This window comes from Pseudalkalibacillus sp. Hm43 (genome assembly GCF_051842935.1).
Taxonomy (GTDB): Bacteria; Bacillota; Bacilli; order Bacillales; family Fictibacillaceae; genus Pseudalkalibacillus.
The window spans coordinates 1,768,840-1,782,828 of record NZ_JBPXRR010000001.1 but is presented as its reverse complement, the minus strand read 5'-3'; the positions used below and the strand labels follow the sequence as shown (position 1 = coordinate 1,782,828).

Sequence of the window (13,989 nt, the reverse complement as noted above, 5' to 3'; positions counted from 1 at the left end):
TTAACTTGACATATGGAAATTTGTGTTAAGATGATGTGTAGAAAAGGGGGAAGGACAGTGCTGATGTTGAAAGTCATGTGGGAGAATGTTGAAGCGTATGGGAGTGAAGTTCTTGAATTGAATAAGGAAGACACAATGGTAAAAGTGGATAGCACCATTCTGTTCATGGACGAGGTTCCTCATCAAGTGAGCTACTCACTTCATCTGGAAAACTGGGTGACGCGAGATCTTGAAATCGTTGTTGATTCTCACCACACACTGAAATTAACGTCGAATGGGAATGGAAACTGGTTCAAAGAGAACGGAGAACGAATAGTGGCATTGGAAGGAGCGATCGATGTCGACTTATCGGCTACACCTTTTTCCAATTCGTTGCCCGTCAATCGCCTCGAATGGAAACGCAACCAATCAAGGGATTTTGAAATGGTCTACGTCTCGATACCTTCATTAGTGTATAAAAAGGTGAAACAGCGCTACACATACCTTGAACACACGGATACTCATCGCCTTTTTCAATATGAGAGTGGGACGTTCCAAACCGAAATTAAAGTAGACGAGCATGGGCTGATTGTAGATTACCCAGAACTGTTTAAAAGACGATATTAAATGAGAGGGAGAGTACCGAAAACATGACGAATGATTTTTATTGTGATGAAGTGTTGAGTGGCAATACAGAAGTGGATAAGGTGCATGAAACGGAGAATGTTCTAGCTTACCATCATACAAGACCGGCCTATCAAGTACATATCGTAGCCATCCCCAAAAAACACATCCCTTCCCTTACAAAAGTGGAAGAGCATGATCTTGGCTTATTTTCAGAGTTGATGGAAGTCGTCCGGACGGTAGCCGAAAAAGTAGAGGATAAACACGGGGCTTGTCGAGTCATCACAAACCTCGGACGTTATCAGGACTCCAAACACTTGCACTGGCACATCGTATCGGGTGAGAAGTTAATATAGAGTGAATGAAACCTCCGGATAAGTATTACCGGAGGTTTTTTGTTATAGTTAAGGCTGAAATGTTAAATCATTCATTGTTTGTGAACAATAGAACTAAAGAAATGTATGGAGCGGAATGTATGGAATCTACGGCTATTTTGAAAAGTGATAACTTAACGACGGATGTGCTGAAAGGCATCTCCTTTGAGCTTCAATCCAAAGAGATCACGACTGTTATCGGTCCATCTGGTGCAGGAAAAAGCAGTTTGTTACTCTTACTGAACCGATTGGAAGAGCCTCATGAAGGACGTATCTTTTATAAAGGGACAGATATTCGAGAGTTACCGGTAACGAAACTCCGTCGGGAAATCGGAATGGTGTTCCAGTCCGCTTATCTTTTTGATGGTACGACAGAAGAGAACATCGAATATGGACCGAAACTTTGCGGTGAATGGGAGCCCGGTGAAACGAAACGTTTATTAGAGCTTGTTAAACTTCCGCAATCTTACATATCAAGAGAAGTGAGTACGTTGTCCGGCGGAGAGCAACAAAGGGTGGCACTGGCGAGAACATTGGCGAACAAACCGTCTATCCTTTTGTTGGATGAAGCGACAAGCGCACTGGATATCAAGACCATCGAACATATAGAATCCCTATTGTTTAAACTTAAAGAAGAAAGAGCACTTACGATCATGATGGTCACCCATAATCTTCGACAGGCGGAACGGATGGGAGATCAGACGATCTTTGTAAAAGATGGACAACTCATCGAAAAAGGGAATACGGAAGAATTGTTCCAAAACCCCCAGACCGAAACGCTGAAACTGTTCTTGGAGGAATGACGACCATGCAAGGAACCACTGAAATCTCGAATTTATCGTTGCTATTCATCATCGTCTTTGTGATGATACCCGTTTCGCTTTCCTACTGGTTTTCATTGAATCTTTCCAAACCGGTATTATGGTCTTCACTCCGTGGTGTTGTGCAACTTTTCGCCATCGGTTATGTGCTGACTTTTCTATTTGATTTACCGAGTTGGCAAGGAATCGGCTTGTGGGTTGCGGTAATGATTGTCGTTGCTACCTTGAATGCAGCAAGAAAAGGGAAAGGGATTCCTTATGTCAGAGTGGTGGTGTTTGCGGTCATCGCCTTGATCGAGGTGTTTATCATTTCCCTCTGGCTCGGCTTCGGATACATTCCTTTTACAGCTGAAAAAGTGATTCCGATCAGCGGAATGATCATCGGAAACAGCATGATTGCCATCGGACTTGCTCTTGAAAGATTGCAAAGCCAATTTAAAGAAGAGAGAGGGAGAATTCTCGCGGCACTATCTTTAGGCGCAAACCCAAAGCAATCCTCACTACAAATCATCCGCAAGACCTTGAAGGCAGCGATGATTCCGAACATTGATGGATTGAAGACGATCGGTCTCGTACAATTGCCAGGAATGATGACAGGATTGATTCTTGGTGGCGTTTCACCATTGGATGCCGTAAGATATCAGATCGTCATTTCGCTCAGTATCTTTGTTTCTGTGGCGGTTTGTGCGATGCTTGTTACAATCTTTTTATACCGGTTCTATTATAATGATAAAATGCAATTGATTGATCTACATACTTGAAAAGAGGAGGAATAAACATGGCAATCGTAGACATAACGGTCATCCCCATCGGTACTGAAACACCGAGTGTGAGTGACTATGTAGTAGAAATCCAGAAGGTGTTGGAGGCGAATACTGATAAGATCCACTATGAGCTTACCCCGATGAGTACTTTGATTGAGGGGGAAATGGAAGATTTGCTGGAGGTCATCCGACAAGTACATGAAGTACCTTTCCAAAATGGAATCCAGAGGGTCGCAACGAACATCCGGATCGATGATCGAAGAGATAAGAAGGTGAGCATGAAGGACAAGGTCAATACGATTCAATCGAAACTGAATGATCCATCATAAAAAAGAACCCGGTCTATGGAAGACCGGGTCTTTTTACCGTTCAGTATGATTTAGTGACCAGCGCCCCAACCACCAGTGTGGAATAGGTCGATGACTGTCATCACCGTAAACCATCCGAACACCGCTAGAGTCAAGAATGCGAAGCCCAATGCAAATACATTTTTCCTTTTCAGTTCTCTAAATACCGCCCATAATGCAAAAAGGGTTACAAGGCCAAAGATTATTGACAATGCCATAAGATTTCCCCCCCTTATCAATTCAGAAAGTTTTCTAGTTAGTATTAATATAACCTGTTTCTTCTAAAACAATCTATGTAAGAGAATGATTGCCTATCCTATTGTACCTGTTTTTTTTGACAATGTCGAGAATCCTTCCTTACAAAAATGTGACGTTTACTCCATAAGCGGACGCAATCTGCTCGATCAACTCTTTCTGCTTTCGATCAGCGAAATAGATGATCGGACTGACGGAGTCGTCTTCTCCTACTAAATGCTCTTCCATCTGCATCATCGCCATTTTTTCACTTTCCCCTTCATTTTCCACTTGGAAAGGAATCGTCATCTCCTTATAAAGGTATGCATGATTGGAAGTGGAGACGAACCCATAATCGGTGTTGAAGGTTGTTGTAGGAGATTGGAGCGGATAAAGCTCAAAGCTTTCCTCCAACACATTTTCTTTCTGGAACAAGTCTTGAAGAGCACGGAAATCTTCTTCAGATTGTACGATGCATAAACGATCATCCCGATCGACCACATTGGCAGCGTTTGCAATTTTTCGGACGAATTGACTGATGAAGCCTGACCCTTGGTTTCTGAGTTCCTTGTGTTCAACACCATAAACCGTTTGCATAGCATCCTCGCTTTCAAAACCTATTTAGTATTTGATATTGTAAGTATAGTGTAGAATAAAAAGAGATACATGGCAATGGAGGCGATAGAATGGATTGGAAACGTTTAACGGTTGGACCCGTACAAGCAAATTGTTACATCTTATGGAATGATCAGAAAGAAGGTTTGATCATCGATCCTGGAAGCGATGGCGATCGCATCATTCAAGAATTGGACGCTATTGGAGTCAAACCGATTGCGGTACTGTTGACACATGCTCATTTTGACCATATCGGTGCACTTGATGAAGTGAGAGAGAAGTGGAACTTACCTGTCTATTTACATAAAAAAGAGTTTGATTGGCTCGGTGATGCTCAATTGAACGGATCGAGTTTCTTCCCGATGGTGAAGCCTGTGTCCGTGAAACCGGCAGATCATGAATTACACCCTGGGGAAGAGCTGAAAGTCGGTTCATTCTCTTGTCAGGTACTTCATACTCCGGGGCATTCCCCTGGAAGTGTTTCATTTTATTTCGAGAAAAGTGGAATCGTCGTCAGCGGAGATGCGTTATTCATGGGCAGCATCGGACGTACCGATCTACCGGGTGGAAACCACGATCAATTGATTCAGAGCATCCACGATCAATTGCTCACTTTGGATGAAGATACGGAAGTATTATCTGGTCACGGACCATCGACGACCATTGGAGAAGAGATGAACACCAATCCTTTCCTCAACGGCTTTTCACTATGAGTGAAACGGTAATAGAGGACATCCTGCGGGAGAAAATCGCATCATCCAACGGTTCAATTGATTTTGCAACCTATATGGAGACGGTCCTTTACCTTGAGAAGGGGTACTATCAGAACGAGCAACCCAAGATTGGCAAACAAGGAGATTTCTATACTTCCAGCTCCGTCCATCCTGTCTTTGCGTGGATCTTCGCGGATTATTTCGAGCAGTATTGCTTGAATCATGACCTGCCTTTTCGCATATGTGAGCTGGGAGGAGGAACAGGAGCGTTTGCTGAACAAGTTTTGGATTATGTAAAAAAACACAAACCAGACCGCTATAAGGAACTGGTTTATGAGTTTGTAGAGATCAGCTCAGAACATAAGAATGAAGCACGATCCCGTTTAAGCGATCATAACAATGTCACTTTTCATACAAGTATTGCGGAGCTTCAGGAAAATGGCCCTTACCGAGGAATCATCTTTTCAAATGAGCTGTTGGACGCATTACCGGTTCATGTCGTCGAGAAAAAAGGCAACGCTCTGTTTGAAGTGAAGGTTTCGTTTGATGAAGAGAACGGTTTGTACGAACTGCTTGAACCTCTGAGTGATGAAAGAGTGCTGGAATGGCTGGCTTGGAGTGGTTTGACGATTCCAGAAGGTCACAGGATTGAGATCCCATTGAGCATGATGGATTGGTTGGATGAGATCACGCATTGTTTGGGGGAAGGGTTGCTTGTAACCGTCGATTATGGCTATCAAAATGATGAGCTTCTCCAGCCCGAATTGAGGAATGGAACATTGAGAGGGTACTATAAGCATCAGATGATAGAAAATTCGCTTTCTCATCCTGGAAAAATGGACCTCACCACACATATCCATTTTGATGCCCTGATCGAACAGGGGAAAGAGAAAGGGTTGCAAACGGAATACTTCGGTAAACAAAGAGAATTCTTGCTGGAGCATGGTTTGTTCCAGCATCTAGTAGAGCATGACAACCGGGATCCATTCTCGGAGGTCAGCCGTTTGAACCGAGCAATCCGTTCCTTTGCCTCTCCGGGTGGCATCAGTGAAGCGTTTCATGTACTTGTCCAAAAAAAATAAATGGACCTACCAAAAGAAGCTGCCCAATGAAGGGCAGCTTCTTTTACACAAAGCTATAGAGATTAATGTCCACCTGAGCCAGGTGTCATCATGAATGTGGTCCAATACGTGAATCCGATGAAGAACACCGTTAAGTATGCACCAAAGATATAAATATACATTCTCTCAGATAAGTTTAAGTAGCCAAGTGCAACGAACATGACTGTTTGACCAACAAACAGCAGGGAGAACGCTTGCATACCACCGACATATGCCATAACAGCGATGACTGCCGTCCAAAATCCCATCATGCGGTACATTCTTGCCATATGTAATCCTCCTTTGCAGCAATGATCATACGGTTATAAGTGCGCATTTTGTACTATATTCCACTCATAAAATAATGGACTCTTTTAGTATTATAAATCAAGTTCATGACAAAAGTAAATTACATTTGCTATGTCAATTTTGTGGCGCCCCTAAATCTCTCGTAGATGCTACTCATAGTATAGTGGCTACGGAAAAAAATATACAAGTATTTCTACACGTAAGAAGGAGATGATCTCCATTAGTCGAATTATACATATACTTCCCGAAAGAAGGTGATTGTATAGAAATTAATGTCGAAATGAAGAGTCAAAAACTCATTTCAAAAGCGCTCGCTTTGAATGCCACAGATCTTCACGTCATCCCGAAAGTCAAATCCTCTACGATACAAGCAAGAGTCGATCATAGATTATATCCCCTTGAAGAAATGCCACTTCATCAAAGCACTCGCCTGATCTCACACTTCAAATTCTTGGCCGGTATGGATATCGGTGAGAAAAGAAAACCTCAAAATGGTTCCATCCATCATTATCTTCCAACCCAAGGAAATATTCATTTAAGGCTTTCCACACTCCCTTCTGCCTACAACGAAGCATTAGCCATTCGAATTTTACCTCAAAATACGATGAACCCACATGAACAGCTTTCGATTTTCCCAAATACGCTCGATCAAATCAGTCAGTTACTGAAGCGAAACCAGGGTCTTCTCCTATTCGTCGGACCGACAGGCTCAGGTAAAACGACGCTCCTTTATTCTCTGCTCCAAGAAGCACAAAGACAATCAAAACGACAGATCATCACGCTCGAAGACCCGATTGAAAAGCGGATGGATCATTTCTTGCAGATTGAAATCAATGAGCCTGCCGGAGTGACGTATCTGGATGGATTCAAATCGATTTTGAGACACGATCCCGATGTCATCATGATTGGAGAAATCCGCGATGAGGCGACTGCCCACCTCGCGATCCGGGCCGCGTTGACAGGACACCTGGTACTCTCGACCTTACACGCGAAAGACACGACAGGATGTTTGTATCGATTGCTAGAGTTCGGTCTGAAAATTGAAGACTTAAAGCAAACTTTACTAGGCGTCGTTTCACAACAGCTGTGTGATTTGGTGTGTCCGTATTGTGGGAATGGATGCAAGATTCCATGCCTTGTCAGACGAACGAACAGGCGCATGGGGATCTATGAAGTGCTTGTTGGCGGAACGTTAGCTAGAGTATTGGAAGAAGTACAACTGAAGAATGATCATACAGCCATCTATCCGAAATTGAACGATTACTTAGTGCGAGCAGAGGCGATGGGATTCATATCCACGCAACCATCTAGTGATTTCACCGGCTGGGATTATGGCAAAACGTAATTGGACGAGAATGCAACAAGCTGCTTTTTTAAGAAGCCTTGGGATGCTTTTGGAAAAAGGATATTCCGTTTCTCAAGCGCTTGATCTGCTGAAATTTCAATTTGAACGTCAAAAAAATTACCCGATCAAGGATATCCAATGTGAGTTAAAGAAAGGTCTGCCGTTAGTAGAAGTTCTCGCCGACCATAGAATCCCTTCAGATGTATTAGGGTATTTGTACTTCGCTTCTGAGTACGGCAGTCTTTCGAAAGGACTGAAGGAAGGAAGTACCATCCTTCAAAAACGGGAAGATGTGAAAAAGGTCTTCTATCAGAAAATCCGTTACCCGATCGTGTTATTGAGTGTATTAGCGATTATGATGTTTTTCATGGTGCAATACCTTTTCCCTCAGTTCACATCTCTTTTCCATTCCGTCAATCTAGAACTTCCCATTGTCACAAGGGTGATGATCGGCATCTTCGAGCACATTCCAGCGTTCATTTACGGCAGTCTCGCGTTGTCCATCCTTCTTTTCAGCTATGGTCACTTCAAATACTACAAGCTGACCACATTTGAAAAACTCCTTCGTTTATCAAAAGTTCCTTTCATTTCGATTCCCCTCAAAGTATTTTTAACCCACTATTTCACATTCCAATTGGGACATCTATTAAAAGGAGGTCTATCCATCCCACAAGCATTGCAGCTTTTTCAGCAGCAAAGTCATATGCCATTCTTTCAGGAGGAAGCGGGTCAGCTCATATGTGAACTGAGGACAGGTGAATCATTCAGTAAGATCATACAGGAAAGAGTGTTTTATCTACCAGAGCTGTCTCAAGTGATTCACTTCGGACAGTCCAATGGTCAGCTGGGTCAGGAGTTGATCCTTTATAGTGACATGCTGTTGGAACGGACTGATGAACAAATCCAAAAGTCGCTGACCTTCATCCAACCGATTTTATTCAGCCTGATTGGTGGCGTTATCTTAACGTTATTCTTATCCGTCATGCTGCCGATTTTTCGAATGTTCCAATCCCTTTAAGATGAAAGGAGATTTGTATGTGTCGTTTGAAAGCAAATGAGTCCGGCTTTACTTTGATCGAAATGTTGATTGTGATCCTGATCATTTCAATTCTATTGCTGATCGCTGTACCAAATATGGCGAAGAACAGTCATGTTGTAAAAGAAAAAAGCTGTGAAGCGACCATTCAACTGGTGCAAAGCCAGGTAGCGGCTTATGAGGTCGAGAAGGGTGAACTTCCTGCCGATTTCACTGTGATGAGTGAATACATCGATCGTTGGAAATGTCCGGATGGAGAGGAACTACAGCTTGAGAATGGGAAAGTGGTACGTCCGAGTGAAACAGTCCAGACAAATTGAAGGCGGGTTTACGATGATTGAAGTGGTGATGGTATTATCTCTTCTTGTTCTCATGATGGGAGTGGTGGTCATCAACTTAAAGCCTCTTCAAGAAAGCAGAGAGGTGCAACAATTCATCCAACTCCTTACTTCAGATCTCCATTATGCACAACAGTATGCACTCACCGAACGAGCAAAAGTACAAGTGAAATTCAATAATGCGACCAAGCAATATACCATTCAATCCGGTCCTATGAAAAAGATCAAGTCTGTAGAATACCCTGAAGGTCTTTATTTTCAAGAAGTGTCAACAGGTCTGGTTTTCGAATACAGCAGCAACGGTACCATTCAAAAAGGGGGTACGATTTTGCTGCGATCTAAGAGGGGATCGTACAAAATCGTCTTCTTGCTTGGTAAAGGACGTTTCTACATTGAACAATTGTAGAGGGTGGACACTTCTGGATACAATGATTGGATTCAGTCTGTTCATGTTTACTATCGTATCGGTTGCCCCGATTCTACATGAGATTTATCAGGAAAGAGTGACGCTTCAGGAAGAAAGTATCGCGATCACTATGTGTCACAACCTATTACAAGAATGGCAGGTTACAAGAGCATTACCTGCATCAAATGTCCACTCGGACAATAATGGGAAAACCTTTAACGTGTCATGGGATCAAAATGCAGAGGTCATGAAAATTTGTTTAGATTGGAAGGGTTCGAATGACAGGGCGAAATCAGTATGCGGTGAAGTTAGATGAGCAAGGCATTACGATGCTTGAAACGGTATTGAGTCTGATTTTGTTTCTCGCATTCGTTTCATTAGTGCCATCCATGTATCAGCTGATTTTTTCAACTGATGGAACCTCATTGCACCGACAAGAAGTGAATCTCTTTTTTGAACAAGCCGATAAGGAGATCCAGGGTTCGACGGATGCTGAAATCAGTTCAAACAAGTTATACTTGACTCAACCAAGTGGGAAACTCATTACGTATGAGAAGAATGGGAACCGGGTGATTCGCAAGGTGGATGGAAGAGGCTTTGAAATCATCCTTCAACGGATTGAAGCGATTGATTTTTCTCTTCTTCATACGGTAGTATCAATTACAGTTGAAGCGAACGGACAAAGATTCACACATAAGTCTATCCTCGTCCAGTCATTCTTGAATCAATGAAACAGGGCGGGTATATGACAGCGTTGTCCGTCATGTTGTCCATCCTTCTCGTTTCGGTGACGGTATACAACATTCAGATCTTGAATAGCGAACGGGATTTCATCCGGACGAAAACCAGTTGGTTTCAAACATCGATCCTTTTACAGCTTTCAAGAGAGGAGATACTTCCACAATTACGTTCCGCTCAGCTCAAAAGTGGTGATGTTGGGGTATTCAATCATTCCGTGGGGAGAGTGGAGTATTTCATAACCGATTATGTAGAAGGTATAATCAAAGTACGGTTTGAAGCTGAAGGAACGCGTTTCGGAAAAGGTACGGGTTTATTGTATTATGATTATGTTAACGAACAAGTCATTCAGTGGGTGGTGGTCTAGTGAAAACGATATACTTGACTGGTTTCATGGGGGCAGGGAAAACGACAGTTGGAAAAGTGCTTGGAGAACGGATGAAGATGCAGGTCATTGATTTAGATGCATACATTGAAGAAAAATTATCTTGGAAAATCCCCACGATTTTTGAGCAGAAAGGGGAAGTCTATTTCCGGGATGAAGAACAGAACGCCCTTCGTGAACTACCAACGAACGAAGTCATCATAACGACTGGCGGCGGTGTTGTAATAAGAAAAGAGAATCGCCAATTCATGAAACAAAACGGTTATGTTATTTACTTGGATGCAGAGGTGGATACGATTTATGACCGATTGTCAGGAGACGACGGCAGACCGCTTGCGAAAGGGAAGTCCAAATCGGAGTTGGCCCGACTAGCAGAGCGACGTCAACCGTATTACGAAGATGCCCACTTTACTGTGCAAACAGATCATAAGACAGTCGAACAAATAGCCGATGAAATACAGGAATGGATAAAAGCAACCGAGATTGTCTAGAATGTATGGTAAAAACGGGTGATCAGGATGTCGTTGAATGATCTCATCAAGTATCTTACTCAACAATTTGTAAAATACGTGGATCAGCCAAAAGAAGACCGGAAGAAAACGAAAGAAGGGCGAAAGGAAGAAAAAGCACCACTTTCTGTGAAGTGGTTCGGCCTCGTTCCGATGGCGATCTCCATGTTCATAAAGAAAAAGTAAAGGATGGGTCATCATCACGTGACCCATCCTTTATTTCTTTCAAATCATTGCATCTGTCTTTTTCCGAAGACGAAAGAACTGGTAGCATGCTGAACCGATGCACAAAATACCTGCAGTAATGAACAGTTTCGTGAATAATGCAGCCCCGATTGTCGGTGATTGGATCATGAAGCTCGAACTGATCAATAGCGATGCACCAAAGCAAGAAAAGAAGAGAATCCCTTTTCGTTGGTTGTTAAAAGATCTGTAAGCCACTAAAACGATTATGTATAGTAGACTTGTAGCCATCAAGAGCGGAAAAGTCGGTTCGAATTTCGCTGCGTAAAAGAAAAAGTCCAGCTGTGATATATCGCTTTCCTGAGTCACTTCACCACTGAAGGGTGTCGTGTACTTCCATTCCCATGGATCATTAAGCAAAGCGCTCCCCTCATACCATGCTACAGCAGTTGCAAATAAGAATAACATGATAGCAAACCCGATCTGGATGATGAAACCCATGCTTTCACACCTCTCTTTTTCCCTCATTTTACCACTAAATTCCTTTTAGAAAAGCAAAAAAAGTGCGAATCGTTCTCGCACTTTTCGTTATTGCATCATCGTATGGTTCGATAGATAGAACATACCACCGTTGATGATTTGTACAATCACTTTCGGTTCATACAACTCTTTTAACGCTTGCTTTTCAACATGATAGGATTCAGGCAACACTTCAACGTCTCGGTAGAAGTGATCAAGTAATTCATCATCCTCTTGCCAACGTTTACGGGCATCGATGGACCATTGAGGGTCATCCTCTCGGATCGTTTGTTCAACATAAGACTCGATCCTTTTGATTCCACTTACCGGCTTGATCATCGAGCTCATCGTATAGCAATAATCCGGAATTTTCGGTGTCAGTGGTTTAACCTGTAAAAGGGATTGGAACTCGCTGACCATCATACCGTTGATCAGATTCAATCCGATTGAATGCAAGAGATCTTTTTTCCGATCGCATTGGTAAGATACTTTGATGTTCAATCCGAGCCACGGTACTAGCGGAATATAGGATTGGTTATTCTGCATCACATTCTCATACAACCGGATATAAGATCCCAACTGTTTTGTTGATTGGAAGATTTGATGAAGCCTCGGAGAACCGAAGTGAATGAACTCTCCATCACCACTCCCATCCTCTGCTTGTTCTGTGCGCAACTTCAATTTCATCGGATTAGGTTCAGCACCGGTCATTTGTTGATAATGCCAATAGAAGGGTCTATTCATCAACAACTTATCCAATTCAATCGTCAACTGGACATGGAGCATGTTGTTATAACGTTCCAACAACTCGCAATCATTCGCGTTGAAGTATCGCTCAAGGAAATTATGAATGTCCTTCTGAAGCATATGAATCCCCCTCGTCCTCATTATACGTTAAGAGTGATGTCAGATTATCCATCTTGATCCGTACTTCCCCGTCTGTATCCGAATCATAGAAAATATCCCGGATATGTTGCTCGATGTTCTTCATACCGACACGTGAGAGGATCTCATCCAGGTCACCGATGACGTTTTCAAACAAGTTGATTTTCTCGTATAACAATCGTAGGATGTGTTCTTCAATCGTGTTTTCCGTTGCGAAATTATAAATATGCACATCATGTTCCTGACCGATCCGGTGGACACGGCCGATTCGTTGTTCAATACGCATCGGGTTCCATGGCAGGTCATAGTTGATGATATGTTGGCAAAATTGGAGGTTGATTCCTTCTCCACCTGCTTCGGTGGCAATCAAAACCTTCGCATGGTTTTTGAACAGATGCGTCATCCAGTCTTTTTTGTTCCGCTTGAAACCGCCTCGGAATGGAACGGAACTGATTCCGTGCTGCTTCAGGTACCACTGTAAATACAATTGGGTGGCCCGGTACTCGGTGAAAATGATGACCTTATCGTCAATCGACTGGATGATCTCCAGAGCCTTTTCAGCTTTCGAGTTCCGATCGACGTTCTCGATCTCCTGCATCAGGTTGATAGCTGAATTTCGGGCTTCATCACTGATGCCATCTTTTTCGGACATCGCTTTCAGCGTTAGGAAAACTGCTTCCCGGCTGCTGCAAACTTCACGCTGGAGAGTGATTGTAGAAAAGGCGTGCTGTTGTGCGAGTGTCGTATTTTTCCTTGTATTCGTAATGGATTCATACAACTGTCTTTCGGTAGGTGAGAGGGTGATCGGAATCGTCTTGACGATCCGTTTCGGCCACTTAAGACCGGTATCTTCTCGTCGATTCCGCACCATCACCTTGTTGATCAATTGCTTCAGCTTTTCTTCATTCTGGACATTGTATTTTCCAGAGCGATACGCTTCATCGAAATATTCTTCATTTCCAAGATGACCCGGCTTCAGAAGTGATACTAGGTTGAACACTTCTTCCACACGATTTTGAATCGGCGTTGCAGTCAGCAACAGACAGTACTTCTTTTTCAAGTGTTGGACGAATTCATAGTTTTTCGTTTTCTTGTTTTTCAATTTATGTGCTTCATCAATAATGATCAGATCGTAATCCTGATTCAGGACGATGTCACGGTGAGGACTACGCTTTGCTGTGTCAATTGAGGACACGACTACATCACACTGTTCCCATACATACGCTTTCTTTTGCGGGACCGCTGGAATGAGGAATTTCGTGTTCAATTCATGCGTCCATTGGATGACAAGTGAAGCCGGAACGAGAATGAGAATTTTCTTCGCAAGCCCGCGAATCATGTATTCTTTCATAATCAGGCCAGCCTCGATCGTCTTACCAAGACCGACTTCATCAGCAAGAATACCTTTTCCGTTCATGTCCTCGATGACTTTCCTCGCCACCTCCAATTGGTGGGGGAGGATCTGGACATGTGGAATATGCCTTGGAGCTTGTAATCCAAGGAACTCAGGTATGATCAAGCTTTTCTCTGCTTCAAGTGCAAGTTGATATAACTCCCAGTTCGCCCAGGGTCCATCCTCGTCCATCCGCTTGAGGAAGTCCGAAGCCCAGGATTGATCATGTTGGATTGAAAACGTCATACTAGAAAACCCTTTCCAGAGATGTATTCAGCGTTAATGACGAACATTAAATATATGAGATTATGAAACGTTCGTTAAATGTGTTAAATAGAACGCTTTCATAGAAAAGATAATTGTCATTTTACG

The 13,989-nt window shown here is 42.9% G+C and carries 22 protein-coding genes; 16 read left to right on the top strand and 6 right to left on the bottom strand.

Annotation, left to right across the window (positions count from 1 at the left end; genetic code table 11):
• Positions 1–63 precede the first annotated feature (63 nt).
• The 5 genes from ACSVDE_RS09590 (at position 64) to ACSVDE_RS09570 (ending at position 2,891) form a co-directional block, all read left to right on the top strand.
• Complete coding sequence (locus ACSVDE_RS09590; protein WP_439301970.1) at positions 64–606, top strand: putative glycolipid-binding domain-containing protein; 543 nt, start codon at positions 64–66, stop codon at positions 604–606.
• Positions 607–629: 23 nt separating this feature from the next.
• Positions 630–959: an HIT domain-containing protein gene (locus ACSVDE_RS09585; protein ID WP_439300694.1), complete on the top strand. Its 330-nt coding sequence runs from the start codon at positions 630–632 to the stop codon at positions 957–959.
• Between the two features lie 119 nt (positions 960–1,078).
• Positions 1,079–1,780 carry an ABC transporter ATP-binding protein gene (locus ACSVDE_RS09580; protein ID WP_439300693.1) on the top strand — a complete coding sequence of 234 codons (702 nt, stop codon included), beginning with the start codon at positions 1,079–1,081 and terminating at the stop codon, positions 1,778–1,780.
• A 5-nt stretch (positions 1,781–1,785) separates the two neighbouring features.
• On the top strand, positions 1,786–2,559 hold the full coding sequence (locus tag ACSVDE_RS09575) for an ABC transporter permease (RefSeq protein WP_439300692.1): 774 nt from the start codon (positions 1,786–1,788) through the stop codon (positions 2,557–2,559).
• A gap of 17 nt (positions 2,560–2,576) precedes the next feature.
• Complete coding sequence (locus tag ACSVDE_RS09570; RefSeq protein WP_439300691.1) at positions 2,577–2,891, top strand: MTH1187 family thiamine-binding protein; 315 nt, start codon at positions 2,577–2,579, stop codon at positions 2,889–2,891.
• A 50-nt stretch (positions 2,892–2,941) separates the two neighbouring features.
• Here the strand turns inward: ACSVDE_RS09570 and ACSVDE_RS09565 are convergent, their stop codons facing one another.
• Both ACSVDE_RS09565 and ACSVDE_RS09560 read right to left on the bottom strand, forming a co-directional pair.
• Entirely contained in the window at positions 2,942–3,127 is a 186-nt protein-coding gene (locus ACSVDE_RS09565) for a DUF2759 domain-containing protein (protein ID WP_439300690.1), read from the bottom strand.
• A 139-nt stretch (positions 3,128–3,266) separates the two neighbouring features.
• Positions 3,267–3,740 carry a hypothetical protein gene (locus ACSVDE_RS09560; RefSeq protein WP_439300689.1) on the bottom strand — a complete coding sequence of 158 codons (474 nt, stop codon included), beginning with the start codon at positions 3,738–3,740 and terminating at the stop codon, positions 3,267–3,269.
• A gap of 89 nt (positions 3,741–3,829) precedes the next feature.
• On the opposite strand from ACSVDE_RS09560, the gene ACSVDE_RS09555 reads away from it, so the two are divergent.
• A complete protein-coding gene (locus ACSVDE_RS09555; protein ID WP_439300688.1) occupies positions 3,830–4,471 on the top strand; it encodes an MBL fold metallo-hydrolase in 642 nt (213 codons plus the stop codon).
• Positions 4,468–5,553, top strand: a complete 1,086-nt coding sequence (locus ACSVDE_RS09550) for a class I SAM-dependent methyltransferase (RefSeq protein ID WP_439300687.1) — start codon at positions 4,468–4,470, stop codon at positions 5,551–5,553. The genes ACSVDE_RS09555 and ACSVDE_RS09550 overlap by 4 nt, the downstream gene beginning before the upstream one ends.
• Before the next feature lie 62 nt (positions 5,554–5,615).
• Here the strand turns inward: ACSVDE_RS09550 and ACSVDE_RS09545 are convergent, their stop codons facing one another.
• Positions 5,616–5,861, bottom strand: a complete 246-nt coding sequence (locus ACSVDE_RS09545; protein ID WP_226546441.1) for a DUF2626 domain-containing protein — start codon at positions 5,859–5,861, stop codon at positions 5,616–5,618.
• A gap of 299 nt (positions 5,862–6,160) precedes the next feature.
• On the opposite strand from ACSVDE_RS09545, the gene comGA reads away from it, so the two are divergent.
• From comGA to ACSVDE_RS09500, 9 genes are read left to right on the top strand one after another with little or no spacing between them, the layout of a single operon-like run.
• Positions 6,161–7,225 (top strand): competence type IV pilus ATPase ComGA, encoded by a 1,065-nt coding sequence (gene comGA / locus ACSVDE_RS09540; RefSeq protein WP_439300686.1) that lies wholly within the window; start codon positions 6,161–6,163, stop codon positions 7,223–7,225.
• Positions 7,212–8,243, top strand: a complete 1,032-nt coding sequence (comGB, locus tag ACSVDE_RS09535; protein ID WP_439300685.1) for a competence type IV pilus assembly protein ComGB — start codon at positions 7,212–7,214, stop codon at positions 8,241–8,243. The genes comGA and comGB overlap by 14 nt, the downstream gene beginning before the upstream one ends.
• A gap of 17 nt (positions 8,244–8,260) precedes the next feature.
• On the top strand, positions 8,261–8,581 hold the full coding sequence (comGC, locus tag ACSVDE_RS09530; RefSeq protein WP_439300684.1) for a competence type IV pilus major pilin ComGC: 321 nt from the start codon (positions 8,261–8,263) through the stop codon (positions 8,579–8,581).
• The gene (comGD, locus tag ACSVDE_RS09525) at positions 8,559–9,005 is read left to right on the top strand and encodes a competence type IV pilus minor pilin ComGD (RefSeq protein ID WP_439300683.1); all 447 of its coding nucleotides are present in this window, start codon (positions 8,559–8,561) and stop codon (positions 9,003–9,005) included. The genes comGC and comGD overlap by 23 nt, the downstream gene beginning before the upstream one ends.
• The gene (locus ACSVDE_RS09520) at positions 8,992–9,321 is read left to right on the top strand and encodes a hypothetical protein (protein WP_439300682.1); all 330 of its coding nucleotides are present in this window, start codon (positions 8,992–8,994) and stop codon (positions 9,319–9,321) included. Before comGD ends, ACSVDE_RS09520 begins: the two co-directional genes overlap by 14 nt.
• Complete coding sequence (comGF, locus tag ACSVDE_RS09515; RefSeq protein WP_439300681.1) at positions 9,284–9,736, top strand: competence type IV pilus minor pilin ComGF; 453 nt, start codon at positions 9,284–9,286, stop codon at positions 9,734–9,736. The genes ACSVDE_RS09520 and comGF overlap by 38 nt, the downstream gene beginning before the upstream one ends.
• A 14-nt stretch (positions 9,737–9,750) precedes the next feature.
• Positions 9,751–10,110, top strand: coding sequence for a competence type IV pilus minor pilin ComGG (comGG, locus tag ACSVDE_RS09510; RefSeq protein ID WP_439300680.1), 360 nt, complete (start codon positions 9,751–9,753; stop codon positions 10,108–10,110).
• Positions 10,110–10,619, top strand: coding sequence for a shikimate kinase (locus tag ACSVDE_RS09505; RefSeq protein ID WP_439300679.1), 510 nt, complete (start codon positions 10,110–10,112; stop codon positions 10,617–10,619). The genes comGG and ACSVDE_RS09505 overlap by 1 nt, the downstream gene beginning before the upstream one ends.
• Positions 10,620–10,646: 27 nt before the next feature.
• On the top strand, positions 10,647–10,823 hold the full coding sequence (locus ACSVDE_RS09500) for a YqzE family protein (protein ID WP_226546432.1): 177 nt from the start codon (positions 10,647–10,649) through the stop codon (positions 10,821–10,823).
• A gap of 39 nt (positions 10,824–10,862) precedes the next feature.
• On the opposite strand, the gene ACSVDE_RS09495 is transcribed toward ACSVDE_RS09500, so the two are convergent.
• From ACSVDE_RS09495 to ACSVDE_RS09485, 3 genes are all read right to left on the bottom strand, one after another.
• Positions 10,863–11,321: a YjdJ family protein gene (locus ACSVDE_RS09495; RefSeq protein WP_439300678.1), complete on the bottom strand. Its 459-nt coding sequence runs from the start codon at positions 11,319–11,321 to the stop codon at positions 10,863–10,865.
• A gap of 87 nt (positions 11,322–11,408) precedes the next feature.
• Positions 11,409–12,206 (bottom strand): YqhG family protein, encoded by a 798-nt coding sequence (locus ACSVDE_RS09490; protein WP_439300677.1) that lies wholly within the window; start codon positions 12,204–12,206, stop codon positions 11,409–11,411.
• On the bottom strand, positions 12,184–13,863 hold the full coding sequence (locus tag ACSVDE_RS09485) for a DEAD/DEAH box helicase (protein WP_439300676.1): 1,680 nt from the start codon (positions 13,861–13,863) through the stop codon (positions 12,184–12,186). The genes ACSVDE_RS09490 and ACSVDE_RS09485 overlap by 23 nt, the downstream gene beginning before the upstream one ends.
• Positions 13,864–13,989: the final 126 nt, after the last annotated feature.

Coding starts and splice junctions, on each gene's coding strand:
- comGC (WP_439300684.1), top strand. CDS start 8,261: ATGTGTCGTTTGAAAGCAAATGAGTCCGGCTTTACTTTGATCGAAATG.
- ACSVDE_RS09550 (WP_439300687.1), top strand. CDS start 4,468: ATGAGTGAAACGGTAATAGAGGACATCCTGCGGGAGAAAATCGCATCA.
- ACSVDE_RS09485 (WP_439300676.1), bottom strand. CDS start 13,863: ATGACGTTTTCAATCCAACATGATCAATCCTGGGCTTCGGACTTCCTC.
- ACSVDE_RS09575 (WP_439300692.1), top strand. CDS start 1,786: ATGCAAGGAACCACTGAAATCTCGAATTTATCGTTGCTATTCATCATC.
- ACSVDE_RS09555 (WP_439300688.1), top strand. CDS start 3,830: ATGGATTGGAAACGTTTAACGGTTGGACCCGTACAAGCAAATTGTTAC.
- ACSVDE_RS09565 (WP_439300690.1), bottom strand. CDS start 3,127: ATGGCATTGTCAATAATCTTTGGCCTTGTAACCCTTTTTGCATTATGG.
- ACSVDE_RS09495 (WP_439300678.1), bottom strand. CDS start 11,321: ATGGGTTTCATCATCCAGATCGGGTTTGCTATCATGTTATTCTTATTT.
- comGB (WP_439300685.1), top strand. CDS start 7,212: ATGGCAAAACGTAATTGGACGAGAATGCAACAAGCTGCTTTTTTAAGA.
- ACSVDE_RS09580 (WP_439300693.1), top strand. CDS start 1,079: ATGGAATCTACGGCTATTTTGAAAAGTGATAACTTAACGACGGATGTG.
- ACSVDE_RS09500 (WP_226546432.1), top strand. CDS start 10,647: ATGTCGTTGAATGATCTCATCAAGTATCTTACTCAACAATTTGTAAAA.
- ACSVDE_RS09560 (WP_439300689.1), bottom strand. CDS start 3,740: ATGCAAACGGTTTATGGTGTTGAACACAAGGAACTCAGAAACCAAGGG.
- comGG (WP_439300680.1), top strand. CDS start 9,751: ATGACAGCGTTGTCCGTCATGTTGTCCATCCTTCTCGTTTCGGTGACG.
- ACSVDE_RS09585 (WP_439300694.1), top strand. CDS start 630: ATGACGAATGATTTTTATTGTGATGAAGTGTTGAGTGGCAATACAGAA.
- ACSVDE_RS09545 (WP_226546441.1), bottom strand. CDS start 5,861: ATGGCAAGAATGTACCGCATGATGGGATTTTGGACGGCAGTCATCGCT.
- ACSVDE_RS09490 (WP_439300677.1), bottom strand. CDS start 12,206: ATGCTTCAGAAGGACATTCATAATTTCCTTGAGCGATACTTCAACGCG.
- comGA (WP_439300686.1), top strand. CDS start 6,161: ATGAAGAGTCAAAAACTCATTTCAAAAGCGCTCGCTTTGAATGCCACA.
- ACSVDE_RS09570 (WP_439300691.1), top strand. CDS start 2,577: ATGGCAATCGTAGACATAACGGTCATCCCCATCGGTACTGAAACACCG.
- comGF (WP_439300681.1), top strand. CDS start 9,284: ATGACAGGGCGAAATCAGTATGCGGTGAAGTTAGATGAGCAAGGCATT.
- ACSVDE_RS09590 (WP_439301970.1), top strand. CDS start 64: ATGTTGAAAGTCATGTGGGAGAATGTTGAAGCGTATGGGAGTGAAGTT.